This window comes from Pricia antarctica, from assembly GCF_900101815.1.
Classification (GTDB): Bacteria; Bacteroidota; Bacteroidia; order Flavobacteriales; family Flavobacteriaceae; genus Pricia; species Pricia antarctica.
Genome location: NZ_FNAO01000004.1, coordinates 45,154 through 57,673 on the forward strand (window position 1 = coordinate 45,154; position 12,520 = coordinate 57,673).

The window sequence follows — 12,520 nt, forward strand, 5'->3', positions numbered from 1 at the left end:
TTCACTTTTAAACATATCGGACGACAAGCTTTAACCAGTAAACACGAACCATTAAAAAATCTCCATGAGAGCATTGGTCATTTCCGGCGGTGGTAGCAAAGGCGCTTTTGCAGGCGGCGTTGCACAATATTTGATGCAGGAGCTGCACCACACTTACGATCTATTTTTGGGCACCTCTACCGGAAGTCTGCTGATTTCCCATCTGGCCCTGCAAAAAATCGATAAGATCAAGCAGGTCTATACCTCGGTCAATCAGGATAGTATTTTTAGTAACTGCCCCTTTACGATTCAAAAAAAGTACGGCGTAAATACCATTGGTATCGACCATTGGAACGTACTTAAGAATTTTTACAAGGGAGCAAAGACATTTGGAGAGAGCCACAATCTTCACGAACTCATAAAAAATACGCTGACTCGCGAAGAATTCAATGATTTAAAGCAGGGTCCGATGGAAATTATTGTAACGGTCTCGAACCTTTCAATGAACCAAGTAGAGTACAAAAACATCAACGATTATGATTACGAGGAGTTCTGCGAATGGATTTGGATTTCGTGCAATTATACTCCCTTTATGAGCTTGGTGCGTAAAAATGGATGCGAATATGCTGATGGGGGATTGGGGAATATGGTACCTATCGAGGAAGCTATTAAACGTGGGGCGACCGGTGTCGACGTCATCGTACTACAGACTGAGGTCAGCCATTTAAACCGCCTTCCTTCAAGGAATCCTTTTTCGTTGATGACCACTATGTTTGAGTTTATGCTCGACCGCATCGAGCACCAGAACATCCGCATCGGAAAATACGTGGCAAACCACAACGACGCTATTATCAATTTCTATTATACACCCACGGTGCTCACTACGAATTCTCTTATTTTTGACCAAGAAAAAATGACGGCTTGGTGGGAGAGTGGTTTTAATTTTGCCAAGTTCAAAAATACGGAACTGAATCAGATTAAGCCGGAAGTGGAGTAAGTGGGCAGTTGCCTACCAAAGATTCCCGATCTCTTTTTTGACAAACGACAAGGCTGTTGCAGAGGGTGAATCCTTTTCCATGGTTTGGGTAAGAATATCTTCGCGCAATTTGTCTGCCGAATCGGTTTGGCTCATGGCGGCTTTACGAATCATTTGTACCGTTGCGCTTTTAGCGGCCTTGATAATGTTCCAGCACTCGTCGGTCATGTAGATTTGCTGTGATAGATTGTGATCGAACTCGTTTTCGATACTTTTTATGAGCAGGGCCTCGTAGGCATTTTTATCCGCAGATTTTGGCGCTACGCGAACAACAAGGCTGGCAATGGCAATGCGTTCTAAAAATAACGCCATACGCTCGTATGCCTGTAAACGGATAGGGAGGGTATTCTTTTGGGTATCCTTATGAAGTAAAAAACGTCGACGGCCTTCTTCGTTCTTGGTATGAAGCTTAAAAAAGTAAAAAGCTACCATACCGGTTACGACGGCAGGTAGCAAAAAACCGAATAGTTGTAAAATTCCTTCTCCAGACATACTTCTTTGAATTGGTTACTGGATGTAGAACGAATTAATATCGTAAAAATTATATGGAGTATGTCAGATTCAGATAAACTTTTTACCATCACGGCTGACCGCCGCCACCTTTACGGCTCAATTCTTCATTTCATCCCGGACCATCAAATAAAAGTCGTCGAACTTTGGGTGTATTTTTAACTGAACCCCTTCTTTCAGGTTTCCGTCTCTTCCAATGGCAGTAATGCGTTCGGGTGCTATGGCAAATTTGTCCTGTAGTACAGTCGATAGCGCGAGAGCCTGCTGTGCGGGCACATTCAGGTCACCGGTCATACTGAGCCCTTCAATATCCAACGCCGTGGTAGGATTGGCCTTTAAAACGTTCGCTATTTTTTCTGCCCATGCTTCTGCTTCGGGGGTTAATTTGATGCCCGTATCGCTTCCATAGAGACTGGCCAAATCCGCTGAAACGACTATGGCCCCATTCGATACGGCAAGTTTGGCTTCTTCTCCCAAGGTCTGTTTTACGTTGGTCAAGACCACAATTATGGTCGAGTCATTACTGGCAATGGCATTTTTGATAGACCGTAGTTTACCCTCGGTCGCCTGAAGGCTCTCGATGGCGCTGTTCGCGATATCAGAATTTTTATTTGAAACCGCCGTAAAATTGCTGATGTTCGACATCAGCGTATTATTCGATGCTTGAAGGTCTGCCACTTGGGCCTCAAAGGAAGTCGCCCTAGCCTCCGCTACTTTTTCGTTTCTTCTAGCATCTAAAACTTCTGATTTAATAGAGTCCAATTGCGATCTCAAGCTTTCTATTTTTTCGATCAATTCACTTTTTCTTTGGGCCTGCAAGGTCACGGAGGTACATATTATAAGGAAAAGTGTTGTTAGGAATGTCTTCATTAATTATTGATTTTAGGGGAAATTTTTAAATTAATTTTTTAGTAGGTAATGTATGTCATAAATCCGCGCAAAAATAAAGCATTCTTTTTTCTTGTGGAAATATTCGCTCTCTGGGTATGGAAGTACCTATTACATAAAACGGTGTTTTCATCAAGGGATGCTATCCCGATTGGAACGCTCAAAGGGCTATTGTATTGTATGTAGCCTAATGAAATTTGCTATTTTATGACTTTGGATAGCGCCCTAGTCCTTTTAACCTCTATTTTCTTGATCATCCATTCCGGATAACCGGATGCATCTTCTGCCTCATAGATTCTTAAGTGCTGGTTTTCAGAAGGAGCTTTCAGTTCATCGGGATGGCAATCTAAAATTTGTGCAGCGGTATCGACCCCGGAATGGGAGGCGCCGGCTACTCCATGTGAAAGGATACTGGCACCGCAGAGATACAGATTCTCGATTTCGCTTTTGGCTTTGAACGCAAACGGGCCAATGTTTTTCAAACTTTTTTCGGTGCCATATACGTTGCCGTCGGTAGTGTTGATGTAGTATTCATTCGTGATGGGCGTGCCCAAATCTTTATGCACGATATGATTGCTTATGCCTGGAACCTCCTTTTCAAGGCCTCGGATCATTTTTTGGGTAAGACGTTCTTTGAAGTCCAGATATTCTTGGGTGCGTTGCGCATCCTCATTTTTGTATTTTTCGAAAGCTTTATAGTCGATAAAGGTGATAGCTTCGATACAGTGATGCTTACCATCAAAACTTGCGGGATCTTTAAGCGTAGTGCAGCTGATGAACATAGCCTCGAAAGCATCGCCTTGATCGATATCGGCGTTGAGAATTTGTTCGAAAGGATCGTTGCCGTCTGCTTCGGGCATCAACCAGAGGTTTCCGGAATCCAATCCCGCTTTGCGCACGTCCATATCCACCGTCAAAAAAAGCATGAGCGAGGTGCAGGAATATTTGGTCTTGGAGAGTTTCTTTTGCAATTTGGGACTTAAGTTTTCCTTTCCGATCAATGAATTGTAGGTAATTCCGACATCGGCGTTGGATACGATGCGGTCCGCAAATAGTTGCTTCCCGTTTTCCAACGTCACTCCGACCGCACGTTTCTGTTGCTCGCCCTCTAAAATAATTTTGCTGACTCCGGTACTTGTCCGGATTTCACCGGTATGTTTTTTTAGTGCATTGGTCATGGCCTTTATCAATGCGCCGCCACCGCCCATGGGGTAATATCCGCCCTGATAATAGTGGTACATCAGCGCGCTATGCAACACGAAAGGGACTTTGGAGGGTGATACCCCATGGTCGCCACATTGAACATTAAGCATATTTTTTAATAGCGGATCTTTAATATGCCAGCCGATGACCCGACGAAGACTGAAAAGTCCGTATTTGCCAAAATGTCGGGTGCGGTACGGCAGGGTCAATTTTTGCCAAAAACCCTTTATATAAGGCATCGAATAAAGTTCTTTGCTGACTTTTCGGGTAAGTTCTAGATATTTACGGATGTTTTTCTCTTCCTTGGGAAAACGAACTGACAAACGATCGACCAATTCTTCAAAATTAGCCGGATAATCGAAACGTTCCTCCCCGATATGAACGTGTTCATAGGCATCGGGATTCATACGGAAAAAGACCAAATCGTTGGCAATACCCAATCCTCGATACAGGTCACTAGTGGATTCACCCTCGCCCAAAAGCCCTACATAGTGAACTCCTGGGGTAAACCGATGTCCGTTGAGGTAAAAACTATGGCACCAGCCGCCTGGTACGTCATGTTGTTCGAGTACCAGTACCTTTTGACCGGCGCGCGCCAAGCAGATTGCGGCCGCGAGACCACCGGCTCCGGACCCGATGACGATGGTATCCCATTTTTCAGGAGTATCCAAAGCAGGGGTATCGCTATTTTCTGGCTGTTTTTTTTGGGAAGCCATGTGGGGTCTAAATCACTAAAGGTTTAATTCGTCCAAAACGGAGTACCTAACCTATTTCTTCAAGCCTTCCTCAATCGCCTTCTCAACTAAAGGCTCCATCACTTTATAACCTGCGACGGTTGGGTGTACTTCATCGTCCGCGTATTTTTTGGGGAGTCCGTTGCGGTCATCTGCCATGGCGGAAAAATAATCGAGATAGATATGTCCCTTTTCCTCGGCATAAGCTTTAATCATTTTGTTCAGTTCAATAATTTTAGGCGCCGGTTCCATTCCGGGTTTCCAGGGATAGTCAAAAGCGGGCAGGGTAGAAGAGAGCACTACTTTGATTCCGTTCGCATGGGCGATTTCCGCCATTGATTTGATATTATCGGCAATCATCTCCAAAGTCGAGGGCCCCGTGTTTCCCGCAATGTCGTTGGTACCGGCGAGAATGACTACTACTTTGGGTTTTAGGTCGACGACATCCTGACGAAAACGGATGAGCATTTGTGGCGTGGTCTGTCCGCTGATTCCTCGGTTCACGTACGGTTTTCCTTCGAAGAATTCCGGTCTTTTGTTGAGCCATCCTATGGTGATGGAGTTGCCCATAAACACTACACGGTCGACATCGGCGGCGGGTGTTCCTAGTTTTTGATTAGCTTCCTGAAACTCCTTAAGATTGGGCCAGTCTTGGGCTTGAATACCTTCGGCAAGGCCTAGGGCTACTAAAAAGGCAAGTAAAGTGGATTTTAAGTTTTTCATGGTTCTTTTTTTATCAGTGTATCTCTCTGAATCCTCCCCGAGCACCGCTGTTGAATGGTTATAACACAGAGATTCGCAGCGATAATTCATTTCAGATTATCGAATTGTTTTTGTTCTTCCAAAGTCAACGGCAACTCCTTTTTAATTTTCTCCGCTGTTGGCCGCTGAACGAAGAGATAAACGATCAAGGCTATGGCAATGATCAAATATAAGGCATTTCCACTCCAAAAATAAGCCGTCAAAGCCAAAAATCCGGGGCCTTCTAAAAGGGCGTATTTGATTAACGATGTGATCTGATGTTTTCTTAGTTTAATTGATAGATTTTCTTTCCTTGATATGGATTCTATCCGTTTTTTGAACACCAACTGGCTTAAAAAGTAGCCTGCGGCTGCCACTATCGGTACTATGTAAATAAAGATATCTTGCTGGTTCATACGTGCCGTAAAATCACCATTTTGATAAAAGGCGAAAACGGCACAAAGCACTAAACCTACGCAGAGGGCAAGATGGATTGTCGCTAGTATTTTTAGAAATCTTTTGGGCTGCATAGTGTTGTAATTACGTTGGAGCAAAGGACATATTGTCAAATAGAAGTTCTTTTAACGAAAAAACAGTCTAAGGATTTATTGGTGAAGGTATATTCGATTGCTAATTGAAGTGATCCTCAATATTCTAAATACTTCACTAAACCTTAGCTTATCAATATAGTAAGCGTTTAATACTTCGCACTTTCTCCCTTCGCCAAAGTCCGTTCGATAAACGCCCTGATGTCGTTGTTGGACTTTTCGAGATCGTCACGTCGCAAATACATCATGTGGCCGCTGCGATACCCCTTAAACTCAAAACGGTCTTTCATGCGACCGCTGGGATCGACTTGCCACATCGTATATTTGGCGCCAAAGTAGGTGACGGCACCGTCATAATAGCCGCTTTGAACCAGGACATTCAGATATGGATTTTGTGCCATAGCCTGGCGCAAATCATCGCGAGTGGTATCATTTTCATTGTCCCACGGATGCACGGGCCCGAACATATTGTATTTGATATCCGTCTTAAAGTTGAGTTCTTCCTGCATATAATAATTGATGGCGGGGGTGAAGGAATGTAGCCAAGAGGTAAGTTCGGGGTTATAATCTGGGTCCATACCCGCTACTTGCCGGTCGAAGCCCAAATACCGGCTGTCGAGCCTTCCTAGGGTATAGGCTCCTTTATCCTTTAAAAGATTTTTCCAGAAATAGGATGGGGGTACGACCAGATTTTGGTCGAGAATCGCTTCTTTGGATAAACCGGAATAATAGGCCATTTTTTCGGCTACGGCATTTTTATCGGTATCCGTGATGTTCCAGCCTTTGGCCAAAGCGGGAATCAGGGTGTTCAAGGTGTATTCTTCGGATTCCGGAAGGATTTTAAGCAGGTCCTTATTCTGAAGTTCTGCCGGAAGTGCCTTATGGTACCAAGCGGCAGCCGTAAAATACGGAAGGTTGAGCGCATCGGAAACCGGTCCGCCGTTGCGAAGGATTTTATAATCGGCGGGCGAGACCATGATTACGCCGTTCAGATACATCCATTGCTGCTCTTGCAAGGCCAAGGACAGGCCCATCACACGGGTACCGCCATAACTTTCGCCAATAATGTATTTCGGCGATCGCCAGCGGTTATTACGGGTTACAAAAGTGTTCAACCATTCCGCTAAATATTTTATATCGGAATTGATGCCGAAAAACTTCTTGCGATCTTTTTCGTCCAATTCCTCGGGAATTGTTCGGGAATATCCCGTATTTGCCGGATTCACATAGACAATATCAGTAACGTCCAACACCGAAAACGGATTATCCTGTACGCCATATGGTTGCACGGGATAGCCTTCATCGTCGATTTTCAGCGCACGCGGCCCCGTATAGGCCAAATGCATCCACACCGAAGCCGAGCCCGGACCGCCGTTGAAGGAAATCAACAAAGGTCTCGCGGCGCGGTCCTTGACATTGTTACGGGTATAATAGGTATACTGAAGTGCAGCGATCGGTTGGCCGTTTTCGTCCCAAGCAGGCTGCATACCCGTAATGGCGGTGTACTCGATGGGGGTTCCATTGATCGTAACGCTGTGTTGCGTGGTAATGGTCGTGTCGATGGGAATTTTACGCTGATGTTCCGATTGCAACTCGGCTTTAGGCTCGGGGGGATCCTTTTTCTGGGCTTGGAGAGGAAATTGAAAGCTAAATAGTAAAAGGATACCGAGATATAATTTATTCATCAAAGGAGGGTTTTGGGTAGGCTTTAAAAATAGGTAAAAAAGTTTGGGGTTTAGGCGTACGGTAGTTAATATATCCACTTTCCCTACTTTCAAATACAAACTATCCAATCCTTTTCTTCCAGAAGTTTGAAAAGAGGTTAATCCCATTGGGTTGTATTCTTCGGTCTTGCCTCGTTTGTTAGAGCAAAGTTTGAAAACGAATAGTTTCATCCAATAAAAAAAGCTTTCTTCTGCAGAATGGTTCTTGCGCCTTCCCCGAGGATTATGTACTATTTGAGTCTATCTTGGTTCAATCGTAAGACCTTTAATCGATAACATCTCACCATCCAATTCATCCTAAAAATCTTACTTCGGACAAAAACGCTCAAAATTTCTCAAAAACCCCCAACCCAAATAATGCAAAATCATATTTGACCGGATCAACGGAATCGAGCTTGCGCAGGCTTTTGTCAAGTTCGGCAAGGGCTTTGGCGTCGTTCTGTTTCCGCTTGAGCAGTTTTAGCTTTCTAGCGACAGTACCGGAATGTACATCAAGGGGGCAGGATAAGTGTTCCGTTCCGATACCTTTCCAAAGACCGAAATCCACGCCCGTAGTATCCGGTCGAACCATCCATCGGAGAAACATGTTGATCCGTTTGGCAGCGGAGCCTTTTAGCGGGTCACTGACATGTTTTTGGGTACGGTTGGGGTGGGGGAGTTCGAAGAATATTTGTTTAAAGGAGGATATGGCCGATTGTAGGAAAGCATCTTGATCGTTTTTCGCGAATACGGCTTCCAGTCCACCATGGTGGGTATATATGTTCTTTAGACTTTTGACAAAATAGGAGGCATCCCGCCCATTGAACGTACGATGTACGAAGCCGGATAGTTTTTCGAGATCAACTTCTTGATGGCTCGTTACAAAATCAAAGGGAGCATTGTCCATTAGCTCCATCAATCGGGTCGCGTTGTTTATGATGCTTTTTCGGTTGCCCCACGCAATGGTCGCGGTCAGAAAGGCACTGATTTCGATATCCTCTTTTTTGGAAAAACGGTGGGGAATCTGGAGGGGGTCGCTCTCCAAAAACCTGGGGTGTTCATATTGATGGACTTTGACATCGAGAAAATCCTTGAGTTCCGTTTTCGTCATTTTTTTATTGGGAAAAGCTATACACGAATTAGTATTACTACTTTTCAATATTTTATCAATCTAATCCTCAGGGTTTCTGGAAAACAGCCAGCCGATAGGCCGATATGAAATTTGGCATCTCGACTGCGCTCGATGTGACATTAATTACGCAACAACTTCTTTGTTAACGATCATTCCATCTACCATAGTGAGTTTTCTGTCGGCCATATCGGCCAGTTGCTCGTTATGGGTCACGATGACGAAGGTTTGTCCGAATTGGTCGCGAAGGTCGAAAAAGAGGCGATGCAGATTGTCCGCACTTTCGGAGTCGAGGTTTCCACTGGGCTCGTCGGCGAAAATGATCGAGGGGTCGTTGACCAAGGCCCGCGCCACGGCGACCCGTTGCTGCTCACCGCCCGAGAGTTCGTTCGGTTTGTGGCCATACCGCTTTGAAAGGCCCAAAAAATCAAGGAGCTCCTTGGCCTTGGTTTCCGCTTGGGCTTTCGACGTGTTTTTTATAAATGCGGGAATGCAGACATTTTCAAGTGCCGTAAACTCCGGCAGCAATTGATGAAACTGAAAGATAAAGCCGATATGCTCGTTTCGGAAGCGGGCCAAATCTTTATCGGATAAAGTATTGGTAGCTACACCGTTAATCAGCAGTTCACTTTCTTTGGGATTCGAAGGCCCGTCCAAAGTGCCCAGAATCTGCAATAATGTAGTCTTCCCCGCGCCGGAAGTACCCACAATAGAGACGATTTCCTTTTTTTGGATGTGCAGGTCTACGCCCTTAAGCACCTGAAGATTCCCGTAATATTTTTGAATGTTTTTGGCCCTGATCATAATTGATTTTTGGAAAAGGAATTGAAGCGATCTCCTTTAAAATTCAAAAATACTAAAAACAATACATTGAAAAAGATGATATACGATTCTGTTGATTGAAAAGATTATCTTGTAACCTACGGATTAAATGCATATTTTTGTTCAACATTAATCCAAAAAGAATAAACAAAATAATTTTAGCCTATGTCCCCTTACACTAATCTTGAGGAATACAACATTGAAATTGCCAATGATGTAAAAAAAAGCTACTCCAAAATAATTGACGAACTTGGTGAGGACGTCAATCGAGAGGGACTCGAAAAAACTCCGGAAAGAGCAGCTAAAGCCATGATGTTCCTGACGCAGGGCTACAAACAAGATGCCGTCGAAATCTTAAAAAGTGCCATGTTCGCGGAAAGTTATGATGAGATGGTCATTATTAAGGATATTGAGCTTTATTCGCTCTGCGAGCATCATTTATTGCCTTTTTTTGGTAAGGCCCATGTAGCCTATATTCCCAATGGTCATATTGTCGGACTGAGTAAAATTCCCCGTGTGGTTGATGTTTTTGCCCGCAGGTTGCAGGTACAGGAACGTTTGACCCACGACATTTTGGAATGTATCAATAATACGCTAAAACCAAAAGGGGTTGCCGTAGTCATAGAGGCGGCCCACATGTGCATGATGATGCGTGGCGTTCAAAAACAGAATTCTGTTACAACAACATCGGGATTTCGAGGTCAATTCGAGAAAATCGAGACCCGGAACGAGTTTCTGAAATTGATAAGTTCGAATCTTTCATGACAAGTGCAGATTGTAGTTCAAAAAAAATTTGGTGTTTAGTGAAAAAAGTACTTTTTGCTTACTTCCCATTATTTTCTGGTACTGTTATTGCTTTTATAGCCGGAAGTCTTAATTTTCACCATGTCCAAAACAGAAGACAACAAATATAAAAAGCTGCTGCTCTGCCTAGTACTTGATGGTATTGGCATGCTCTCTTTCGCCATTCCCTTTATCGGTGAATTTTCCGATATTATTTGGGCACCGATTGCCGGCTGGCTCATGACACGTTTATACAAGGGCAAAATAGGTCAAGGTGCAGGTATTATAACCTTTATCGAAGAAATCATTCCGGGCCTTGATGTTATTCCCACTTTTACCCTCATGTGGGTCTATACCTATGTATTCAAACAGGCGCCAAAAAGCAGAACTATTGAGGTAAAGTAGTAAATAGCTATATTTTAGACCATTCCGAGCCGAATGCCCATGCTTACCATTTCCGAAGAGGATTTGGAGCCTGTCTTGTGCAACATATTCTGCCGATGGTTATCGACGGTCTTGGTAGATATATGCAACAGCGAAGCGATCTGTTTGCTGCCATGACCTTTGGTCAACAACTGTAAAATTTCCTTTTCCCGACGCGTTAACCTAGGGGGAGTAAATTCGGTTTGGGATAGGGTATTTGCGTTTAAACAGTAAAATTGTTGACAAATATGCTCCTTTTGGTTTAAAATAGTCATCATGGGTTCTCCTTGGCTTTTAATATGGGAAATATCGGTAACCAGTACCAGCCCATATACAATTTTGTAATTTTCATTCATAATAACTTCCGGGTATTGCACCATAATCCAATAATAGTCCCCCAGAGCATTTAGCATCCGGAAGAAAAGAGTGACTTTTAGATCGCCCATTGCCCTACGGCCGTCGTACAATTCAATCCAAAATCGACTGAATGCCAGTATTTTGTTTAAATCTTCGGGATGGGTGACCCCATGCAATTGTAATTGCTCAAGAGATGAAAATCTTTCATTTGTAAAAGGGGTAAGAGAGTCTACATCGCCGCCGGAAGCACAGTGTTTCCCTTTCGGAAAATCCAAAATAAACCAAAAGTACCGACCTAAGGCCAATTTTTCAAAACTTTGGATAAGGGGAACAAAATAGGGCAGAGGGTCTATACAATCAGTTCCGCTTTTGTCCGTAGCAAGTCCGGAACGGAAGGTATGATAATCCATGGGAGCGAGCACTTTGATATCGGTATGCATAGGCAAAAGGGGTGAAAAACCTTTCCGAATCGTCATTGTCCTCAGGCGTACTTAAAATTAGGGAAAAATCCCTATATCTTTTGCATTTTCCTTCACATATATTTATCAAATAAATTCTCCCCCCTAAGTATTGTAATTTTTGTAATAGGAGAATCCTCACATGTACCTTCAATTAGAATTAACTGGTAACTTGAGGTAATAATGTACCGAATGAACGGTAAGATTATCTAAATGTACAAAGTTTCCCACCCATTGCACAATATCGATTTACGATCCGTCTTTGACAATCTATTTTCGTGCAATATAAAAACAAACAATTTGTAAACGAGGGCAATGAAACCTGTAAAATTTCCACTTGTTATTCTCTTTTGCGATTGTTGAAACGCAAATCAAATCTAAAAGATGAAAATTATGAAAGCAACAATGAACTTTTTAAAAAACGGGCTGATAGTATTGGTCCTCATCGCTGCCTCGTGCACCAAGGATTCGGTAGACGGACCAGCGGGTCCGACGGGCCCCCAAGGGGAACAAGGCCTAAACGGGGAACAAGGGGTTCCAGGAGAAAAAGGAGATCCCGGTGCTGCGGGAATAGATGGGGAGGCTTTGGGTGTGCCCGGTCCTCAAGGAGACGTCGGTGCAACCGGCCCACAAGGCCCCACTGGCCCTAAGGGAGATACAGGCGCGACTGGTGCTCAAGGGCTTCCTGGAGTGAATGGCCAAGACGGTGACGACGGGCAGGATGGGCAAGATGGGCAAGATGGTGAGGACAGCAACATGAGTGCACGTTCTGTAGTAGTTAATCCCCTAATATTTAGTGAGGATACTTATTTCGAAACCGCTGTTTCCATCGCGAATAATGAAGTGGTTCTCGGCTACATACAGAGCAGGTTAGATACCGGCCAATTCTATCCTGGAACTTGGTATGCGATCCCGACCCCAAAATTTGTCGGTTTTCATTTTGTGGATTATGTCATTACCACTAGTTGGGACAATGACAGTTTTCGTTTTGATATGTTCGAAACGGATGGTAGTTTAAAGTTTATACCCGCTGGGAGAAGCATCGATATAAACGCATTGAAGCTTATCATCATTACCGTAAATCCCGTAGCTGTGGCAAAAACAACACCTACGGAGGCCGTAGTTTCCCGACTTGAAAACAGTCGGGTTGACATTAACGATTATGAAGCGGTGTCCAAATACTTCGGCATCGACGTAAATTAAAAT

13 protein-coding genes are annotated in these 12,520 nt (G+C 43.9%); 4 read left to right on the forward strand and 9 right to left on the reverse strand.

Annotated elements, in window-relative coordinates:
- Nucleotides 1-64 precede the first annotated feature (64 nt).
- A complete protein-coding gene (locus BLT07_RS07770; protein ID WP_091867467.1) occupies nt 65-976 on the forward strand; it encodes a patatin-like phospholipase family protein in 912 nt (303 codons plus the stop codon).
- A 12-nt stretch (nt 977-988) separates the two neighbouring features.
- Here the strand turns inward: BLT07_RS07770 and BLT07_RS07775 are convergent, their stop codons facing one another.
- The 8 genes from BLT07_RS07775 to BLT07_RS07810 all read right to left on the reverse strand — a co-directional run bounded on the left by BLT07_RS07775 (nt 989) and on the right by BLT07_RS07810 (nt 9,275).
- Complete coding sequence (locus tag BLT07_RS07775) at nt 989-1,507, reverse strand: DUF7935 family protein (protein ID WP_091867469.1); 519 nt, start codon at nt 1,505-1,507, stop codon at nt 989-991.
- 117 nt (nt 1,508-1,624) lie between these two features.
- The gene (locus BLT07_RS07780; protein WP_091867470.1) at nt 1,625-2,395 is read right to left on the reverse strand and encodes a hypothetical protein; all 771 of its coding nucleotides are present in this window, start codon (nt 2,393-2,395) and stop codon (nt 1,625-1,627) included.
- 218 nt (nt 2,396-2,613) lie between these two features.
- On the reverse strand, nt 2,614-4,332 hold the full coding sequence (locus tag BLT07_RS07785; RefSeq protein ID WP_091867472.1) for a phytoene desaturase family protein: 1,719 nt from the start codon (nt 4,330-4,332) through the stop codon (nt 2,614-2,616).
- Nucleotides 4,333-4,383: 51 nt separating this feature from the next.
- The gene (locus BLT07_RS07790) at nt 4,384-5,073 is read right to left on the reverse strand and encodes an SGNH/GDSL hydrolase family protein (protein WP_091867474.1); all 690 of its coding nucleotides are present in this window, start codon (nt 5,071-5,073) and stop codon (nt 4,384-4,386) included.
- A gap of 86 nt (nt 5,074-5,159) precedes the next feature.
- A complete protein-coding gene (locus tag BLT07_RS07795; RefSeq protein WP_091867476.1) occupies nt 5,160-5,621 on the reverse strand; it encodes a hypothetical protein in 462 nt (153 codons plus the stop codon).
- A 167-nt stretch (nt 5,622-5,788) separates the two neighbouring features.
- A complete protein-coding gene (locus BLT07_RS07800) occupies nt 5,789-7,324 on the reverse strand; it encodes a S10 family peptidase (RefSeq protein WP_091868204.1) in 1,536 nt (511 codons plus the stop codon).
- Between the two features lie 364 nt (nt 7,325-7,688).
- Nucleotides 7,689-8,453 carry a TIGR02757 family protein gene (locus BLT07_RS07805; RefSeq protein WP_091867478.1) on the reverse strand — a complete coding sequence of 255 codons (765 nt, stop codon included), beginning with the start codon at nt 8,451-8,453 and terminating at the stop codon, nt 7,689-7,691.
- A 144-nt stretch (nt 8,454-8,597) separates the two neighbouring features.
- Nucleotides 8,598-9,275, reverse strand: coding sequence for an ABC transporter ATP-binding protein (locus BLT07_RS07810; protein ID WP_091867480.1), 678 nt, complete (start codon nt 9,273-9,275; stop codon nt 8,598-8,600).
- A gap of 183 nt (nt 9,276-9,458) precedes the next feature.
- Here BLT07_RS07810 and folE point away from each other — a divergent pair, with 183 nt between their 5' ends.
- Together folE and BLT07_RS07820 are read left to right on the forward strand one after the other, a co-directional pair.
- Nucleotides 9,459-10,058 (forward strand): GTP cyclohydrolase I FolE, encoded by a 600-nt coding sequence (folE, locus tag BLT07_RS07815; RefSeq protein WP_091867482.1) that lies wholly within the window; start codon nt 9,459-9,461, stop codon nt 10,056-10,058.
- Between the two features lie 120 nt (nt 10,059-10,178).
- Nucleotides 10,179-10,481: a hypothetical protein gene (locus BLT07_RS07820; RefSeq protein WP_091867484.1), complete on the forward strand. Its 303-nt coding sequence runs from the start codon at nt 10,179-10,181 to the stop codon at nt 10,479-10,481.
- A gap of 14 nt (nt 10,482-10,495) precedes the next feature.
- Here BLT07_RS07820 and BLT07_RS07825 read toward each other — a convergent pair whose 3' ends face one another.
- Entirely contained in the window at nt 10,496-11,296 is an 801-nt protein-coding gene (locus tag BLT07_RS07825; RefSeq protein ID WP_175455281.1) for a helix-turn-helix domain-containing protein, read from the reverse strand.
- Between the two features lie 411 nt (nt 11,297-11,707).
- Here BLT07_RS07825 and BLT07_RS07830 point away from each other — a divergent pair, with 411 nt between their 5' ends.
- A complete protein-coding gene (locus BLT07_RS07830) occupies nt 11,708-12,517 on the forward strand; it encodes a collagen-like protein (RefSeq protein WP_217633301.1) in 810 nt (269 codons plus the stop codon).
- The last annotated feature ends 3 nt before the right edge of the window (nt 12,518-12,520 follow it).